Annotated in this window: 14 protein-coding genes and 1 pseudogene; 8 read left to right on the plus strand and 7 right to left on the minus strand. The window is 69.4% G+C overall.

Annotation, left to right across the window (positions count from 1 at the left end; genetic code table 11):
- Positions 1-33: 33 nt before the first annotated feature.
- From QF035_RS20070 to QF035_RS20085, 4 genes are all read right to left on the minus strand, one after another.
- The gene (locus QF035_RS20070) at positions 34-1,638 is read right to left on the minus strand and encodes a GntP family permease (RefSeq protein WP_307521805.1); all 1,605 of its coding nucleotides are present in this window, start codon (positions 1,636-1,638) and stop codon (positions 34-36) included.
- 215 nt (positions 1,639-1,853) lie between these two features.
- On the minus strand, positions 1,854-2,264 hold the full coding sequence (locus tag QF035_RS20075; protein WP_307521806.1) for a RidA family protein: 411 nt from the start codon (positions 2,262-2,264) through the stop codon (positions 1,854-1,856).
- Positions 2,261-3,025 carry an IclR family transcriptional regulator gene (locus QF035_RS20080; protein WP_055618584.1) on the minus strand — a complete coding sequence of 255 codons (765 nt, stop codon included), beginning with the start codon at positions 3,023-3,025 and terminating at the stop codon, positions 2,261-2,263. Before QF035_RS20080 ends, QF035_RS20075 begins: the two co-directional genes overlap by 4 nt.
- On the minus strand, positions 3,022-4,248 hold the full coding sequence (locus QF035_RS20085) for a sugar kinase (protein ID WP_373466961.1): 1,227 nt from the start codon (positions 4,246-4,248) through the stop codon (positions 3,022-3,024). Before QF035_RS20085 ends, QF035_RS20080 begins: the two co-directional genes overlap by 4 nt.
- 205 nt (positions 4,249-4,453) lie before the next feature.
- On the opposite strand from QF035_RS20085, the gene QF035_RS20090 reads away from it, so the two are divergent.
- Both QF035_RS20090 and QF035_RS20095 read left to right on the plus strand, forming a co-directional pair.
- The gene (locus tag QF035_RS20090; protein ID WP_307521808.1) at positions 4,454-5,737 is read left to right on the plus strand and encodes an amino acid deaminase; all 1,284 of its coding nucleotides are present in this window, start codon (positions 4,454-4,456) and stop codon (positions 5,735-5,737) included.
- Positions 5,738-5,746: 9 nt separating this feature from the next.
- Positions 5,747-7,372, plus strand: coding sequence for an N-acyl-D-amino-acid deacylase family protein (locus QF035_RS20095; protein ID WP_307521809.1), 1,626 nt, complete (start codon positions 5,747-5,749; stop codon positions 7,370-7,372).
- Positions 7,373-7,387: 15 nt separating this feature from the next.
- On the opposite strand, the gene QF035_RS20100 is transcribed toward QF035_RS20095, so the two are convergent.
- On the minus strand, positions 7,388-8,308 hold the full coding sequence (locus QF035_RS20100; protein ID WP_307521810.1) for a S1 family peptidase: 921 nt from the start codon (positions 8,306-8,308) through the stop codon (positions 7,388-7,390).
- Positions 8,309-8,575: 267 nt separating this feature from the next.
- Positions 8,576-9,280 carry a hypothetical protein gene (locus tag QF035_RS20105; RefSeq protein ID WP_307521811.1) on the minus strand — a complete coding sequence of 235 codons (705 nt, stop codon included), beginning with the start codon at positions 9,278-9,280 and terminating at the stop codon, positions 8,576-8,578.
- 125 nt (positions 9,281-9,405) lie between these two features.
- On the opposite strand from QF035_RS20105, the gene QF035_RS20110 reads away from it, so the two are divergent.
- The 6 genes and pseudogenes from QF035_RS20110 to QF035_RS20135 all read left to right on the plus strand — a co-directional run bounded on the left by QF035_RS20110 (position 9,406) and on the right by QF035_RS20135 (position 15,835).
- Positions 9,406-10,617, plus strand: coding sequence for a pyridoxal phosphate-dependent aminotransferase (locus QF035_RS20110; protein ID WP_055614150.1), 1,212 nt, complete (start codon positions 9,406-9,408; stop codon positions 10,615-10,617).
- Between the two features lie 113 nt (positions 10,618-10,730).
- Positions 10,731-11,159 (plus strand): SCO4983 family protein, encoded by a 429-nt coding sequence (locus QF035_RS20115; protein WP_307521812.1) that lies wholly within the window; start codon positions 10,731-10,733, stop codon positions 11,157-11,159.
- A gap of 247 nt (positions 11,160-11,406) precedes the next feature.
- Entirely contained in the window at positions 11,407-12,483 is a 1,077-nt protein-coding gene (locus QF035_RS20120; RefSeq protein WP_307521813.1) for a substrate-binding domain-containing protein, read from the plus strand.
- 12 nt (positions 12,484-12,495) lie between these two features.
- On the plus strand, positions 12,496-13,671 hold the full coding sequence (locus QF035_RS20125) for a toxic anion resistance protein (RefSeq protein ID WP_307521814.1): 1,176 nt from the start codon (positions 12,496-12,498) through the stop codon (positions 13,669-13,671).
- Complete coding sequence (locus QF035_RS20130) at positions 13,668-15,248, plus strand: substrate-binding and vWA domain-containing protein (protein ID WP_307521816.1); 1,581 nt, start codon at positions 13,668-13,670, stop codon at positions 15,246-15,248. The genes QF035_RS20125 and QF035_RS20130 overlap by 4 nt, the downstream gene beginning before the upstream one ends.
- Before the next feature lie 4 nt (positions 15,249-15,252).
- Positions 15,253-15,835: pseudogene (locus QF035_RS20135) on the plus strand (hypothetical protein).
- 289 nt (positions 15,836-16,124) lie between these two features.
- Here the strand turns inward: QF035_RS20135 and QF035_RS20140 are convergent.
- On the minus strand, positions 16,125-17,969 hold the full coding sequence (locus QF035_RS20140) for a phosphoenolpyruvate carboxykinase (GTP) (protein ID WP_307521817.1): 1,845 nt from the start codon (positions 17,967-17,969) through the stop codon (positions 16,125-16,127).
- Positions 17,970-18,092 lie beyond the last annotated feature (123 nt).

Here is an 18,092-nt window from a genome sequence, read left to right on the forward strand (position 1 = left end):
GTGTCGAGAACAGTCGGCCTCCGCTTCGTCCCGCTATATGAAGATGCTCAGCAGCGCCGCCACCGCGAAGCCCGCCACGGACAGGACCGTTTCCAGGACCGTCCAGGACTTGAGGGTGTCTCGTTCGGAGATGCCGAAGTACTTGGCGACGATCCAGAAGCCTCCGTCGTTGACGTGCGAGGCGAAGATCGAACCGGCCGAGATCGCCATGATGATCAGCGCCAGATGGGCCTGCGAGAGGTCCTGTCCCTCGACCAGCGGGACGACGATGCCGGCCGTGGTGACGATGGCGACCGTCGCCGAACCCTGGGCGACCCGCAGCACTACGGAGATCAGCCAGGCCAGCACGACGACCGGCAGGCCCACGTCGTTGAACGTGTCCGCCAGCGCGTCCGCGATGCCCGAGCCCTTCAGTACGGCGCCGAAGACGCCGCCCGCGCCGACCACCAGCAGGATGTTGCCGACCGGCTTCAGGGACGCCGTCGACACCGTCTCCAGCGACTTGCGCGACCAGCCGCGCCGGATGCCCAGCAGGTAGTACGCCATCAGCAGCGCGATCGTCAGCGCCACGAAGGGGTGCCCGAAGAACTCGATGACCGAGCGGAACGTCGACGGGTCCAGGGCGATGGAGGAGAACGTCGCGGCGAGGATCAGCAGCAGCGGCGTACCGATGATGAGGAAGACCGTGGAGAGGGAGGGCGGCTGCTCCGCGGGGGCCTCGGACGGGCCTTCGGCGACGGCGACCGAACCGGAGCCCGCGCCTGTGCCTGTGCCTGTGCTTTGGGCCGGGCCTGTGCTCTTGCCCGTGGCTGTGCCTGCGCCGTCCGTGGGGCCCCCGACCGCCGCCCGGCGCGCCGCGCGCTCCGCGGCCACCGCCGCCTTCGCCTCGTCCGCGGCCTCTACCATGTCCTGCGGTACGGGGACGAAGAGGCGCTTGCCGATCCAGGCGGCGTACGCCCACGCGGCGAGTACGGCGGGGATGCCGACGACGACGCCCATCAGGATGACCCAGCCCAGGTCCACCTTGAACAGACCGGCTGCGGCGACCGGGCCGGGGTGCGGCGGCAGGAACGCGTGCGTCATCGACAGGCCCGCGAGGAGCGGCATGGCGTAGAGCAGGATCGACTTGCCGGAGCGCTTGGCGGCCGCGTAGACGATCGGCGCCAGGACGAAGATGCCTACGTCGAAGAAGACCGGGATGCCGAAGATGAGGCCGGTCAGGCCCATGGCGAGCGGGGCGCGCTTCTCGCCGAACAGGTTGAGCAGGCGGGCCGAGAGCGCCTCCGCGCCGCCCGACACCTCCAGGATCGCGCCGAGCATCGTGCCGAGGCCGATGATGATCGCGACGTGGCCGAGGATGCCGCCCATGCCCGACTCGATCATCGAGACGGAGGTCGACCGCTGGACCGTGCCGAAGAGTTCGGTGACGGAGAGGCCGGCCGAGAGGCCGACGGCTATGGACACCGCGAGCAACGCTACGAACGGCTGCAGTCTGACTTTGATGATCAGGACCAGGAGCAGGACTATGCCGAGGGCCGCGACCGTCAGCAGGCCTGCGGTGCCGTCGATGAGCAGGAGCAGGCCGCCTGTGTGGGGTGGCGCTTCCGGGGTGGGTGTGGCTGCGAGCAGGGACGACATGGGGGGCCTCTTCTTAAGGGCATGGAGCTTTCGGGCAGGGGGGATCGCGGTGCGGCGCCCTGGGGTGGGCGCCGGACCTTGATTACTTACGGGGTGCGGGTGTTGTGGGGGGGGGTGGGGGCCTTGTGGGGGGGACGCGTTGTGGGGGGCGCGTTGTGGGGGGCGCGTTGTGGGGGGCGCGTTGTGGGGGGCGCGTTGTGGGGCTTGCGGGGCTGTTAGCCCAGTACTGCTAGTGCGTCGATTTCGATCAGCAAGCCTGCGGGGAGGCCCACGTACACCGTTGTGCGAGCTGCGGGGGGCGTTGTGAGGCCTTGCTCCTCGAAGTACGCGTTGTAGATCGCGTTCATCTCGGCGAAGTGGTCCACGTCCGTCAGGTAGACGCGGATCATCATCGCGTCGTCCCAGGAGGAGCCGCCCTCTTCGAGGATGGCCTTGACGTTGGCGAGGGTCTGGAGGGTCTGCTCCCGCAAGGTCGGGCCTGCGGGCGTGGGGGGCTCGCCCTCCACCGCGGGCAGGAAGCCGACCTGGCCCGCGACCTGGAGGATGTTCCCCTTCCTGACGCCGTGCGAGAACCTGGCCGGCGGGGTGGTGTGGGTCTTGGGGGTGAGGGCGATCTTGTCGGTCATGAGCTGGTTTCCTTCGTCGGGGTCTTGCCTGAGTACTCTCCGCTGATGGCCGCCGCGGTACGGCGCACCAGTGGGAGCAGTGTGAGGAGTTCGTCGGCGGTGACGACTACGTTCGGGGCGGAGACGGACATGGCTGCGACGACTCGGCCGTCGGTGCCTCGGATGGGGGCCGCCACGCAGTTGATGGACTCTTCGTGGCCGCCCAGGTCCGTGGCCCAGCCCTGGTCTCTCACCTTCTCCAACTCCCTCAGGAACGCCGGGGCGTTGGGGGTCGAGCGGGATGTGTACATCGGGTAGTCGAGTTTGTCGGCGAACGTGTGGCGCTCGGGTTCCGGGAGGTCGGCGAGGAGCAGTTTCGCCACCGCGGCGACCGTGATGGCCACTGGTTTGCCGATGCGGGAGTACATGCGGACCGGGTAGCGGCTCTCGACCTTGTCGATGTAGAGGACCTCGCCCTCCTCGTGCACGGCGAGGTGGACGGTGTGGCCGCACTGCTCGTTGAGGCGTACGAGGTGGGGGTGGGCGATCTCCCGTACGTCCAGGTTCTCCACGGCCTCCTGGGCCAGCGCGAAGAGGCGGGCGCCCAGGCGGTAGCGCTGGTCGGACTGGCGGTAGACGAGGCCGTGTTCGTGGAGCGTGCGCAGGAGGCGCAGGGCGGTGGACTTGTGGACGCCCAGGCGGTCGGCGACCTGGCCCAGGTCGGCGGGGCCCTCGGCTAGGAGCGGCAGGATGGACAGCGCTCTGTCGACGGTCTGGCTCATGGGGTGGGTACCTCCTCCTGGGCCCGGTCTGCGGGGTGCGTCCAGCCGGGGCCGAGTCGAAGTGTGCCCCACGCGTCGTCGTCCAGGGCGGCGAGGCGGTCGGCGTGGTCGCGGTCGGGGGGTGCGCCCAGGTCTCCGGGGTCGGTGAGCGTGGCGGCGGCCATGAGGTGGCCGTGGCGGAGGCGGGCTCGGGGAGGGAGTCCGCGGAGGGTCGCCGACAGGAAGCCTGCCGCGAAGGCGTCGCCCGCTCCTACGGGGGCGACCACGTCCACCTGGAGGGCGGGGACGAAGGTGATCGTGTCGCTCGGGTGGGGCGCCGCGGTTCGGTCACCCTGGCGTGGGGTGTGCGGGTGCCGCGCCGTGGTGCGTTCGCCCTCGCCGTGGGGGTGGGCCGGGTGCGCGCCGGGGGGTATCCGTCCTCGGTCTGGCGTGGAATCGGTTGCCTTGGAAGGGCTACGAGTTGACACGCCATCCGCTGCGGGCGGACACCCCCCGACACGCCCCCTTCCGTCCGTGGTCGGGTGCGGGTGCGTGGGGGGCGCTGCCTCGAAGGCCGTGGCGCCTTGGCTGCCGGCCTTGACCACCAGTACGCGGGGTTCCGGGAGTGCGGCGCGGATCGCGGTGGGGCCGCCTGTGATGCCCCAGGCCTCCTCCGCCTCGTCCTCGCCGACGAATACGAGGTCTGCTCCGCGGGCGAGTGTGAGGAGGGTGGCCCCTGCTTTGGACGGGGTAGGCCAAAGGCCCGCGCGGTAGTTGACGTCGAACGAGATCAGCGGGCGGTGGGGGGCTGGTGCCGTGAGGGCGGTCATGAGGGTCCGGCAGTCGGGGGAAAGTGCCGCTGTGATGCCGGAGAGGTGGAGGATTCGGCCCGAGTGGATGGCCGCCATGTCTGCGGTGGCCTTGGACATGGCCGAGGCCGCGGAGCCTGTGCGGTAGTACGCCACCTCGTGGGCGTCGGTGGAACGGTCGCTCGCCGTGCGGAAGTAGATGCCGGTGGGGCGGGTGGGGTCGCGTTGTACGGCGGAGGTGTCGACCCCGTACGCCCCGATCGCCTCGGTCAGGTGGTCGCCGAAGCCGTCGGCGCCCACCCGGCTGACCCACTTCGCGGTGTGGCCGGCGGCTGCCAGTGCGCAGGCCACGTTGGACTCCGCACCGCCGATCGCCCGGTCGAAGGACGGCACGTCCGCGAGGCGGCCCGGGCGGGAGGGGAGGAACGTGACCATGGACTCGCCGAGGGTGACGACATCCACGGCGGGCGCGGCGGCCGTGGGGGCGGGTCCGGTGGGGGTCACGATGGCTTGGGCTCCTTGGCCTTTGTGGGTCTCGGCGGCTTCGTTGACCCGGCGTTGGCCGAGATGTTAGACAGCAGTAAGCGCGACACGCAATGACTGTTGCAAGGAGTGCAACGGCGAATATTTGGGAGGCTTCATGGCCGCCGATTCCGGCACCGGTGCGGAGCGTCTTGCCGCGCTCGCGGACGAACGTGTCGACCACCGGTTCAAGGGGCTCCCGCCCGATGCCGACGGGCTCACGGTTGGCGAGCTGGCCGCTCAGCGCCGCAATCTGTTCGGTGGCGGGTTCACCACTCCGGTGCTCGCCCTGTCCGCCGAGCGGCTCGATCACAATCTGCGGCTCATGGAGACCTATTCGGTCCGGCACGGGCTCGCCTTCGCCCCGCACGGCAAGACCTCCATGGCCCCCCAGCTTTTTCAGCGTCAGATCGAGCGTGGGGCCTGGGGGATCACGCTGGCCGTGCCTCATCAGGTACGGGTTGCGCGGGCGTTCGGGGTCCAGCGGGTCTTCCTGGCGAATGAAGTGGTGGATTCCGCTGCTCTGAAGTGGGTTTCCTCGCAGCTCGACGCCGATCCCGGGTTTCGTTTTGTCTGTTACGTCGACTCCGTGCGCGGGGTGGAGTTGATGGACTCCGCGTTGCGGGGTGGTCGTCGGCCCGTGGACGTCGTTGTCGAGCTGGCTGCCGGTGAAGGTGCTCGGACCGGGGTGCGGAGGGAGGAAGAGTGCGCCGCCGTCGCCGACGCCGTCGCCGGTGTGGACACCCTGCGGTTGGTGGGTGTCGCGGGGTACGAGGGAGAGGTGCCGGACGCCGACTCGGAGCGGGTGCGGGGGTGGCTGCGGCGGCTTGTCGCGTTGGCCGTCGGCTTTGACAAGGACGGTCGTTTCGACGGGGTCGAAGAGATTGTGGTCAGTGCGGGGGGCAGCGCCTGGTTCGACGCCGTGGCCGATGTCTTTGCCGGGATTCCTGAACTGTCGCTGCCTGTGCTGAAGTTGCTGCGGTCCGGTGCCTATGTCTCGCACGATGACGGGCACTACCGGAAGATCACTCCGTTCAACCGGGTTCCCGAGGAGGGTGCCCTCCAGCCCGCGTTCCGGCTCTGGGCCCAGGTTGTTTCCCGGCCCTCTGCCGAGCAGGCCTTCGTCAACGCGGGCAAGCGGGATGCCGCCTATGACCTTGATCTGCCCGAGGTGCAGGTGCTGCGCTCGGATGAGGGGGAGCGGTCCGCCGACGGTGTCGCGGTCACCGGTCTGTCCGATCAGCATGCCTGGATTCGTACGGACGAAGGGGTCGAGCTCCAGGTCGGTGACTGGGTGGGTATGGGGCTCTCCCATCCCTGTACGTCCTTCGACAAGTGGGAGCTGATTCCGGTGGTGGAGCAGGACGGCACGGTCGTCGACTACATCCGCACCTACTTCTAGGAGCCCGCCATGATGGACCTCGTAGTGCGTGACGTGGAGGTTGTCGACGGGAGCGGAGGCCCCTCCTACCGGGCCGACGTGGGCATCGAGGGCGGCAGGATCACCGCCGTGGTCCAGGAGGCCGCTGCTGCTGGGTGCCTGCGGCCCGTCGCCCGTCGGGTGCTGGACGCCGAGGGGCTCGTCCTCTCCCCCGGCTTCATCGACATGCACGCCCACAGTGATCTGGCCCTGCTGCGGGACCCCGACCACAGCGCGAAGGTCGCGCAGGGCGTGACGCTGGAGGTCATCGGGCAGGACGGGCTGTCGTACGCCCCGGTCGACGACCGGACCCTCGCCGAGGTGCGCAGGGCGATCACCGGGTGGAACGGCAACGGGGACGACATCGACTTCGGCTGGCGGTCCGTGGGCGAGTATCTGGACCGGCTGGATCATGGTTTTGACGGTGAGGGCATCGCCGTCAATGCCGCCTATCTGATTCCTCAGGGCTCGGTGCGGATGCTCGCCGTCGGCTGGGACGATCGTGAGGCGACGCCACGGGAACTGGACCGGATGCGGCAGTTGGTCGCGGACGGTATGCGGGAGGGTGCGGTCGGGATGTCGTCCGGGCTCACGTACACCCCGGGCATGTACGCCAAGGATTCCGAACTCACCGAGTTGTGCCGGGTGGTTGCGGAGTTCGGCGGCTACTACTGCCCGCATCATCGGTCGTACGGAGCCGGTGCCCTGGACGCGTACAGAGAGATGGTGGAGCTGACGCGCGAGGCGGGCTGCTCCCTTCATCTGGCCCACGCCACCATGAACTTCGGTGTGAACAAGGGCAGAGGGCCCGAGTTGCTGGCGCTCGTCGATGACGCGCTGGCCGGCGGGGCCGACATCAGTCTGGACACGTATCCGTACACGCCCGGCTGTACGACTCTTGTGGCGATGCTGCCCAGTTGGGCCAGTGAGGGTGGTCCCGAGGCGATTCTCGCCCGGTTGAAGGATGACGAGACCGCGGAGAAGATCCGCCATCACATGGAAGTGGTGGGTGCGGACGGGTGCCATGGCGTTCCCATCGAGTGGGACACCATTGAGATCTCGGGGGTCGCTGATGCGGCGCTCGCGGAGTATGTGGGCCGGACCGTGCAGGAGTCGGCCGACGCTCGTGGCGAGGCTCCCTGGGTCACCGCGCGGCGGCTGCTTCTCGACGACGGGCTCGGCTCGACGATCCTCCAGCACGTCGGGCACGAGGAGAACGTGCGGGCGATCATGCGGCACCGCGTCCACACCGGCGGCTCGGACGGCATCCTGCGCGGCGACAAGCCCCACCCGCGCGCGTACGGCACGTTCCCGCAGTATCTCGGCCGGTATGTGAGGGAGTTGGGCGTTCTCGGGCTGGAGGAGTGCGTCGCCCATCTGACGTCGCGGCCCGCGGCCCGGCTGCGGCTGCCCGACCGGGGGCTGGTCCGCGAGGGGTACCGGGCGGATCTGGTGCTGTTCGATCCGGCCACGGTGGCGGCGGGGTCGACCTTCGAGGACCCTCGCGTACTTCCGACGGGCATTCCGTACGTCCTGATCGACGGGCGGTTCGTCGTGGAGGACGGGCGCCGGACGGATGTGCTCGCGGGGCGGGCGGTGCGCGGAACTGCTCCGTGACCGCCCGCCGCGGGATCACGGCTTGGGCAGGGTGCACCCGCTCGCGCTCAGGTCGAGCTTGTTGTCGATGCCGAAGCACGCCGGGATCTGGTAGGTCTCCTGGGCGTAGTTGATGCCCGCGCGGACGGTCACGTTGCCGCTCTCGTCGACCTCACAGGGGTTGTTGTCGGTGCAGCGGCCGCCGTCCTCGTTGCCGGTGTTGTTGACGGCGACGACGTTGCCGGTGGCGTTGTCGACGACCGGCGAGCCCGAGGTGCCGCCGATGGTCTGGCAGGCCGAGGTGTAGCGGACCGAGTCCTTCCAGGTCCAGGCGCCTTCCTTGAGGCGGTAGGCGAAGCCGTCGACGTTGCAGGCGTACGTCCGCTTCCAGTAGCCCGAGACGACCGTGATGGCGGTCCCGGCGACCGGGTGCGTGTCGTTCATCGTCAACGGGCTGATGTTGTACGAGCTCTTGATCTGCGCGTACGTGGTGGTGAGCTGGTACAGCGAGACGTCCGTGTCGGTCATCGTCGCGTACGCGATCTTGCTGGCGCGCAGGGTGGCGACCCGGCTGCCCGCGGCGTTGAGCAGGCCGAAGGTGCGGCTGGAGGCCCGGTCGACGATGACCTCACCGGCCGCGGGGAAGCCGGTCTCCAGACAGTGGCCGTTGGACATGACCATCGCCGGGTCGTTGTCCTCCGAGTCCGGGAAGCGGACGACGGAGCCCGAGCAGTTGCTGAGCGAGACGGTGCCGGCGAAGTTGACGGCCTGGACGGTCGGCGCGGTGATCCTGGACACGGCCGCCGTCGTGGACGTGACGGCGTCTCTGACCACCGAGGTGGCGGTGTCCGTGTCCACGACGCCCACTGACTGGGGGTCGGGCGCCGCGACCGCGGGTGCCGCGCCCGCCCCGGCTATCACCAGGGCGAACAGCGCGGCGCCGAGAGGCTTTCTCATGTGGGGGTCCCCTCATTGTGACTCGGGCGGCCGGAGAATTTCCGGCCGCCCATACGTCTGTCATGCACATTGTGAAGTGAGAGGGGGGTGTGGGCAAGGAGCTGCTTCAGGCGCGGCGTTGGCGGATTCCCTCGCATTCCCGGACTGCTCCTGCCCATCCCCCGGCACGGTGAACGTGAACGGGGTCGCCCCCCGGGAGCCGTGCGGCGGTCTGGCCGGCTCGGGGGCTGCTCGGGCCGGGCGGCGGCTACTTGAGCCGGGCGACGGTTACTTGGGCCCCTTGGTGCCACCCTGGCCGCGCCCCGGCTTGCCGTCGGAGTTGCCCGGGCCCCTCGGGCTCGTGATGGCGGTGGGCGTGGAGGAGGCCAAAGGGGTGGTGGGGGACTTGGCCGCGGGTTTCTCGGTCTCGTCGCCCGTCGGGGCGGGGCTCGCCGAGCTGCTCGGGTCCCCTGTGCGAAACGGCTCCCCGCCGTCGGACGACCGTGCGGCGGAGGCTCCGCCCGAGGACTTGGCGTCCGTGGGCGACGCGGGATCCCCGGCCGTCGGGCTCGTGCGGTCCTCGTTGCCTCGCGCTCCACCGTCCGACGGCCCGAAGGAGAACCCGGCCATCACTGCGGCCAGGGACACCGCGCCCACCGCCCCGGCGGCGACCGCCACACGCCGTGACGGCAAGGCTCCGGGCTTCCGCCGGGAGCGACGGCCGCCGCCGACCCGGCGGCGATCTTCCGCTCCGGCTGCCACGGGTGGCAGCTCGCGGGTCTCGTCGTACGCGTTCTGCCAGCCGTGGGCAGTCGCCGGGTCGGCGTACTCGTCGTACGCCGGGGTCTCCTCGACCTGCGGGTGATACACGATCGGCGGGACCACGGGCTCGTCGCCTTCCCGCTGCGCACCATGGGCGGCCGGCGCGCCGGCCGCGTTGTTCGCGGCGTTCGCGCCGGACACACCGTTTTCGTTCTCAGGTGGCCTCGACATGGCCGCGCATTGTAGGGACGGGAGAGGCCGACGGGACAACTACCGACGATAACCACTCAAACCACCCGTCTCACGTGGTGGAAAACACGCCGCGGGAAGCGTTACCCGGCCGTAAGCTCACGGACATGCAGGTGATCCAGTCGACCAAGCTCGCCAACGTCTGTTACGAGATCCGGGGCCCGGTGCTCGAGGAGGCGATGCGGCTCGAAGCGGCTGGGCATCGCATTCTCAAGCTGAACACGGGGAATCCGGCCGCGTTCGGGTTCGAGTGTCCGCCCGAGATCCTGGAGGACATCCTCCGCAACGTCTCGTCGGCACACGGGTACGGCGACGCGAAGGGCCTGCTGGCGGCGCGCCGGGCCGTGGTCATGCACAACCAGACCCTCGGCATCGAGACCGACGTCGAGCACGTCTTCATCGGCAACGGCGTCTCCGAGCTCATCGTGATGGCGATGCAGGGGCTGCTGGACGACGGCGACGAGGTGCTCGTACCGGCGCCCGACTACCCCCTGTGGACCGCCGCCGTGTCACTGTCCGGCGGTACGGCCGTGCACTACCGGTGCGACGAGCAGTCCGACTGGATGCCCGATCTGGCCGACGTGGAGCGGAAGGTCACCGACCGCACCAAGGCCATCGTGATCATCAACCCGAACAACCCGACGGGCGCGGTCTACGACGAGGCGATGCTGCGCGGGCTGACCGACATCGCCCGCCGCCACAACCTGCTGGTCTGCTCGGACGAGATCTACGACAAGATCCTGTACGACGAGGCCACGCACACACCGACCGCCAAGGTCGCCCCCGACCTGCTGACGCTCACCTTCAACGGCATGTCGAAGGCGTACCGCGTGGCCGGGTACCGGGTCGGGTGGATGTCGATCTCGGGGCCGCGGGCGCACGCCGACTCGTACATCGAGGGGCTGACCATCCTCGCGAACATGCGGCTGTGCGCGAACATGCCGGGTCAGCACGGCGTGGTCGCCGCGCTGAGCGGGCGGCAGACGATCAACGAGCTCGTGCTTCCCGGCGGGCGGCTGCGGGAGCAGCGGGACGTGGCGCACGCGCTGCTGACGCAGATTCCCGGCGTGACGTGCGTGAAGCCGAAGGGCGCGCTCTATCTCTTCCCACGCCTCGACCCGAAGGTCTTCAAGATCAAGGACGACCGGCAGATGGTACTGGACCTGCTGCGGACCGAGAAGATCATGGTGGTGCAGGGGACGGGCTTCAACTGGCCGGAGCCCGATCACTTCCGGGTCGTCACCCTGCCCACGGCCCGGGATCTGACGGACGCCGTGACCCGGATCGGGAACTTCCTGGACGGATACGGCCAGCCCTGACGCTCGATCAGTCACGCTCCGTGGTCAACCGGCCCGCTTTTCCGAACCGACTCAACTTTAGACGAAATCCAAGCTAGGATGGTTTCCTGTCAGAGCACAGGAGGCCATCTCCCATGTACGAACCGATCCGCACCAAGTCGGTCCACACGATGGCCGGCACCGCCGACTTTCCCCATCGGTCGCGCGAAGAGGAGCTGGACATCCAGCTCGCCGGCCACCTCGCGGCACTGCTGGCCGTGACCGACGAGCTGCGCGGTATCGAACCGTCCGCCGAGCTCGACGTCGCCGCCGACCGGCTGACCGCGCAGGTCACGCGTCTTCGCGGGGGCCGTCCGCCGGTCCGCGCGTCGGTGACCGGTGCCGGTACCACTGCCGAGTCCGCCCAGGTCGCGGCGCTCCATGAGCGGGCGCACGCCCTCGCGGGCCGCGCCCTCGTCGTCGCGGCGTCCCGCGCCGACACGGCCGCCGCGATCCTGGCCGCCGAGCGCATGGACGTACACACGGCGGCCACCGAGGCCCGCCGCGCACTCACCACCCACTGAGCCCTCAGGGCTCCCCCGGTCGGCCCCGGCCCGCGTGCGCCCGCAGTGACGCGCGGGCCGGGTGCCATTGCGCTCCGCTGGGCGCCGGTACGAATCTGCGGGTCGGCGGGGGCTGATCGCGCAGTTCCCCGCGCCCCTTACGGGGCACCCGGAACAGGCTGATCCGGTTGCGTACTGGGATGGGGTCGTCACCCCGCGTTCATCCGGAACCGTGCGGAATGTTGGGTTCCGGGAGCAGGCTCCGGGTGTGAGACGAATAGTCGCCATCGTCCTGGCGGTGTTCCTGATCGGCGGAGTTGCAGCAGCCGTCGTCGCGGGCCGCGAGAAGCAGGACAAGAGCACGGCAACGAAGACCGTGCTGGGAGTGATCGGTTCGGAGAAGGCGGAGTTCTTCGCCGATCCGGATGTGGTGAAGGCCCTCGCTGCCAAGGGCTACACCCTGAAGACGGAGACCTCCGGGTCCTGGGCCATGGAGGGACTCGACCTCAAGGGGTACGACTTCGCCTTCCCGTCCAGCCAGGCCCCCGCCGACGAACTGGCCGCGAAGTACGGCGTACGGCAGCCCCTGCCGCGCCCCTTCTACTCGCCCCTCGTGGTCGTGGCGCACCGAAGCGCCGCCGGGGTGCTGGCCGACAACGGGCTCGCGACTCTGCCGGCCAAGGGCAACGGCACGTTCAGGATGTCCGCCTACCTCAAGGCCGCCGGTGCCGACCGCACCTGGCAACAGCTCAAGGGGGCAGGGCGGCACGGTGAGTTGAGCGGCACGCTCTTCATCTCCACCACGGATCCGACCAGTTCGAACTCCGGTGCGCTCTACCTCGCCGCCGCCTCGTACGTCGCCGACGGCGGCCGGGTCGCCGACGGCACCGCCGCGGTGAACCGCACGGCTCCGCTGATGCGCAAGCTGATCAGCGTCCAGGGCGCCCAGCAGACCAGTTCGGACGCGGCGTTCAGGGACTTCATCAGCGGCGTCGGCAACCCGCTGGTCCTCGTGTACGAGTCGCAGGTCGCCTCGCTGCTCGCGCGGGGCCAGGACGTCGGCGACCTGACCGTCCTCTACCCCGACACCACCGCGAACAGCGACCACACCGTCGTCCCCCTCACGGACGAGGGCCGGGCGCTCGGTGAACTCCTCAGCACGGACAAGGAGTTGCGGAAGCTCGCGGTACGGCACGGGTTCCGGCCGCAGGGCACGAGCGCCGAGTTCACGGCGGCCACCGCCGCCCACACCACGTATCTCAACCAGAAGCTGACCGGTGTCCGGCAGTCGCCCGTGCCCGCCTCCAAGGTGCTGCACGAGATGGCGCGCCGGGCGCGGGGCTAGGGGGAACAGCAAGTGAGCAACACCGAAGACACTTTTGTCCTGACACCTCCGCAGGCCGTCGCGGCCGTTCCGAAGGAGAAGGCCGGCGGACTCGTGCCGGTCGACGACTCGGTCCGTACCGACATGGCGCGCAAGGCCGCCGAGTACGTCGACGGGCTCGCCGCGCTCGACGCCCGCTCCCCCGAGTTCGCGGGGAAGATCGGGGAGATCGTCGGCCTCGGCTCCGGTGAGATGCGCGGCGCCGCCGCCCAGTCGAACCGCATGCTGGAGCGCACGATCCGCAGCCTGCCCGCCAACGGCGAGGACGCCCAGTCCCGCGTCTCGTCCTCGCTCGTCGAACTGCGGCGCACCGTCGAGGACCTGGACCCGCGCGACCTGCCCGGCGGCAAGGCCCGCAAGCTGCTGTCCCGGCTCCCCGGCGGCAACAAGCTCCGCGACCACGTCGCCAAGTACGCCTCCGCGCAGGGCACGTTGAACAAGATCGTCGGCTCGCTCCGCGGCGGCCAGGACGAACTGCGCCGCGACAACGCCGCGTTGCAGACCGAACGCGTCCGACTCTGGGACTCCATGGGCAAGCTCCAGGAGTACGTCGTCCTGACGGAGGCCCTGGACGCGGCGGTCGAGGGCCACATAGCCGGCGTGGAGGCGGCCGACCCCGCCCAGGCGGACACCTTGCGCGCCGACGTCCTCTTCCCGGTCCGCCAGAAGCACCAGGACCTGCTCACCCAGCTCGCGGTGTGCGCCCAGGGCTATCTGGCGATGGACGTGGTCCGGCGCAACAACGACGAGCTGATCAAGGGCGTCGACCGCGCGGCCACCACGACCGTCTCCGCGCTGCGCATCTCCGTGATGCTCGCCTCCGCCCTCGACAACCAGCGCAAGGTCGTCGAGCAGGTCAACGCCCTGCGCGGCACGACCGAGGACCTCATCCGCGGCAACGCGGAGATGCTCGCCACACAGTCCGGCGAGATCCAGCGCATCGCCGCCGACCCGGCCGTCGGCGCGGAGACCCTCCGCGCGGCCTTCCAGCAGATCTACCGGACCCTCGACACCATCGACACGTACAAGGCCCAGGCCACGGAGTCCATGGCGGCGACGGTGGAGTCCCTGACGTCGGAACTCCAGCACGCGAGCGCGTACTTGGACCGCAGCCGCTCGCGGGCGGCGCTGGACGGGGGCCTCGCATGAGATGGGGCAACTTCGAGGCCCGCCGCCTGTCGTCCGTGCCCACCCATCTGGCCGCAGCCGCCATCGCACTGGCACTGGTGACGGCAGGATGCACATCAACAACGGAAGAGCCGGACCCTTCCAACAAGGCCGAACCCGGCACCCTACGCATCCTCGCCTCCAGCGAACTCTCAGACATGAAGACCGTGCTGGCCCAGATCCAGCAGGACACCGGCATCAAGGTCCGCCCCACCTACATGGGCACCCTCGACGCCGTGAACCTCCTGGGCAAGGACAAGGCCAAGGGCACCTACGACGCGATCTGGCTCTCCTCCAACGACTACCTCCGCCTCAACCCCACCGCCGCGCAGCAGATCGTGTCGGAGACCCCGGTCATGTCCAGCCCGGTGGCCATCGGCGTGAAGAACGCCACCGTACGAGAGCTGGGCTGGAAGCCGGAGAACGTCACCTGGGCGGACATCGAGAAGGCGGTGGCGGACGGCGATCTGACGTACGGCATGACCGACCCGTCCCGCTCCAACTCCGGCTTCTCCACCCTGGTTTCGGTGGCGTCGGGCCTGTCGGACGCCCAGTCCGCGCTGACGGACAAGGATGTACAGCAGGCGACGCCCAGGCTGGCGGAGTTCTTCAAGGGACAGAAGCTGACGTCCGGTTCGTCGGGCTGGCTGGCGGAGGCGTACGACCGGCGCGGCGACGTCGACGCGCTGCTCAACTACGAGTCGGTGCTGAAGGCGCGCAAGGACCTCACGGTGATCCGGCCGCGCGACGGCGTGGTCACCGCCGACTATCCGCTCTCCTCGCTCGCGTCCACGAGCCAGGCGGTCCGCGACGACGTCCGCCGCCTCACCGAGGCGCTGCGCGCACCGGCGGCCCAGCGGCTGATCACCGACCGCACCCTGCGCCGCCCGGTGGTCGCCTCGGTCCCACCCGCGACGGGCCTGGACACCACCCGCCGCCGCGAACTCCCCTTCCCGGGCAGCCGTTCAGTGGCAGACGGCCTCCTGGACGCGTACGAGAACAAACTGCGCAGGCCCTCGCGCACGGTATACGTCCTGGACACCTCGGGCTCGATGGGCGACGACGGGCGGCTCGGCCGACTGAAGAAGGCGCTCACCGATCTGACGAGCGACTTCCGCGACCGGGAGGAGGTGACGCTGATGCCGTTCGGCTCGGCGGTCAAGAGCGTACGGACGCATGTGGTGCGGCCCGAGAACCCGAAGTCGGGGCTCGACGGGATCCGCCGCGACACCGAGGCGCTCACCGCCGACGGGGACACCGCGATCTACACCTCGCTGGAGAAGGCGTACGAGCATCTGGGCGCCGACGACGACGCGTTCACGTCGATCGTGCTGATGACGGACGGCGAGAACACGGCGGGGGCGAGCCCGGCGGCGTTCGACGGTTTCTACGGCGCACTGCCGGAAGCCGAACGGGAGATCCCGGTCTTCCCGATCCTCTTCGGCGACTCCGACCGGGGCGAGCTGGAGCACATCGCCGAGCTGACCGGCGGCCGGCTCTTCGACGCCCAGAAGGGTTCGCTCGACGGCGCCTTCGAGGAGATCCGTGGCTACCAATAAGTTCCTGGGTTACCTGGAGTCCCGCAAGAACCTCACCGGCAGCGCGTGCGGGATCGTCGGCCTGGCGCTGACGTTCGCGGGGGTGGCGGGCCCGTACTGGCCGGTGGTTGTCGTGGGCCTGTACGGCGCGGGGGCACTGGTCGCTCCCCCTGAACGGCCGCCGCTCCCGGACTTCCCGGACCCGTCCGCCCAACTGGACGAACTACGAGGCGACTTCGCCAAGCTGCGCGCCTACCTCACGGACATCGAACTCCCCACCGGCCGCGGCAGGCCGCCTGACCGAACTGACGGACCTCCTGGCCGCCCTACTGGACCCCGGCTGGGTCGCCGAGGTCCTCGCCCAGGACCCGGAGGGGGTGCACGCCGTGTCCCGGGCTGTACGGCAGGACATCCCGGAGGCGGTCGACACGTTCGTACGGACGAGGTGGTGGACGCGTCTGGCACCGGGCACGGAACCGCCGGAACGGCACCTGGAGCGCCAGCTCTCCGTACTCCACGGCGAGGCCCAGTCCCTGGCAACAACCCTCCACGAAGCGGAAGCCCGCCGCCAGGAATCCCACACCCGCTATTTGGAGGACCGCTCGTAGGGCTATTTTCGCCCCCGCCGCCGTCACTAACTCAGGGGCTCCGCCCCCGAACCCCCAAAAGACTGCGCAGTTCCCCGCACCCCTAGGTTTTTAGGGGCGCGGGGAACTGCGCGGCCAGCCACAGCCGACCTCCACCCGACGACCCACCCCACGGGGTCTGGGGCGAAGCCCCAGGGGACGGGAATGGGTAGGGGCGGCGGGGGCGAAAAAATGCCACCGCGGCCGGCCCCAAACGACGTCGCAGGTCAGGGCAACTCGGGGCCGGCCGCGGAGTTCATACGGCGGGGCGTCAGCCCAGGCGCTTCACCAGGGCCCGGTACTCGTCCCACAGCTCCGTCGGCGTGTGATCACCGAAGGTGTTGAGGTGCTCGGGAACCAGCGCCGCCTCCTCGCGCCAGACCTCCTTGTCGACCGTGAGGAGGAAGTCGAGGTCGGAGTCCGAAAGTTCGAGACCGTTCGTGTCGAGGGACTCCTTCGTCGGCAGGATGCCGATGGGCGTCTCGACGCCCTCCGCCTTGCCGTCGAGGCGGTCCACGATCCACTTCAGGACACGGCTGTTCTCACCGAAGCCGGGCCAGACGAACTTGCCCTCGTCGTTCTTGCGGAACCAGTTGACGTAGTAGATCTTCGGGAGTTTGGAGGCGTCCTTGTCCTTGGCCACGTCCACCCAGTGGCCCATGTAGTCGCCCATGTTGTAGCCGCAGAACGGGAGCATCGCGAAGGGGTCGCGGCGCAGCTCGCCGACCTTGCCCTCGGCCGCCGCCGTCTTCTCCGACGCCACGTTCGCGCCGAGGAAGACACCGTGGTTCCAGTCGAAGGACTCCGTCACCAGCGGGACCGCCGTGGCACGACGGCCGCCGAAGAGGATCGCCGAGATCGGCACGCCCTTCGGGTCCTCCCACTCCGGCGCGATGATCGGGCACTGCGCGGCCGGCACGGTGAAGCGGGCGTTGGGGTGGGCCGCCGGGGTCCCTGACTCCGGGGTCCAGTCGTTGCCCTTCCAGTCCGTCAGGTGGGCCGGAGTCTCCTCCGTCATGCCCTCCCACCAGATGTCGTTGTCGTCGGTCAGCGCGACGTTCGTGAAGACGGAGTTGCCCCACAGCGTCTTCATCGCGTTGGCGTTGGTGTGCTCACCGGTGCCGGGGGCGACGCCGAAGAAGCCCGCCTCGGGGTTGATGGCGTAGAGGCGTCCGTCCTCGCCGAAGCGCATCCAGGCGATGTCGTCGCCGATCGTCTCGACGGTCCAGCCGCCGACCGTCGGCTCCAGCATCGCGAGGTTGGTCTTGCCGCAGGCCGACGGGAAGGCCGCCGCCACGTACTTCGACTCGCCCTGCGGGGGCGTGAGCTTGAGGATCAGCATGTGCTCGGCGAGCCAGCCCTCGTCACGCGCCATCACGGACGCGATGCGCAGGGCGTAGCACTTCTTGCCGAGCAGCGCGTTGCCGCCGTACCCGGAGCCGTACGACCAGATCTCGCGGGTCTCCGGGAAGTGGGAGATGTACTTGGTGGAGTTGCACGGCCACGGCACGTCCGCCTCGCCCGCCTCCAGCGGCGCCCCGAGCGTGTGCACAGCACGCACGAAGAAACCGTCGGAGCCGAGCTCGTCCAGCACAGGCTGACCCATGCGGGTCATGGTGCGCATGGACACGGCGACGTACGCCGAGTCGGTGATCTCGACGCCGATGGCGGAGAGGTCGGAGCCGAGCGGGCCCATGCAGAACGGGACGACGTACATCGTCCGGCCCTTCATCGAGCCGCGGAAGACGCCGCCCTTGGCGTCCGCGCCGGTGCCCGTGCCCTGGAAGATCTCCCGCATCTCCGCGGGGGCCTTCCAGTGGTTCGTCGGGCCCGCGTCCTGCTCCTTCTCGGAGCAGATGAACGTCCGGTCCTCGACCCGAGCGACATCGGTCGGGTCCGAGGCGGCGTAGTAGGAGTTGGGGCGCTTGATCGGGTCGAGCTTCTTGAAGGTGCCCTTGCGGACGAGCTCCTCGCTCAGTCGCTCGTATTCGGCCTCTGAGCCGTCACACCAGACCACGCTGTCCGGCTGCGTCAGTTCGGTGATCTCGTTGACCCACGAGATCAGTTCCTGGTGATTGGTGGGAACGGTTGAGGGAGCCGCGATGTCGCGCGCCACGATTGCTCCTAGATGAGGGGTTTTGGTTGTTGATGCCCCGTGGGGGCTGCGACCCGGATGCTTCACGTGGTGACGCTTAGGCGCTCATCCGGTGCCGACCGCACTCATTTGATCATCCGACGG

The organism is Streptomyces umbrinus (genome assembly GCF_030817415.1).
Classification (GTDB): domain Bacteria; phylum Actinomycetota; class Actinomycetes; order Streptomycetales; family Streptomycetaceae; genus Streptomyces; species Streptomyces umbrinus_A.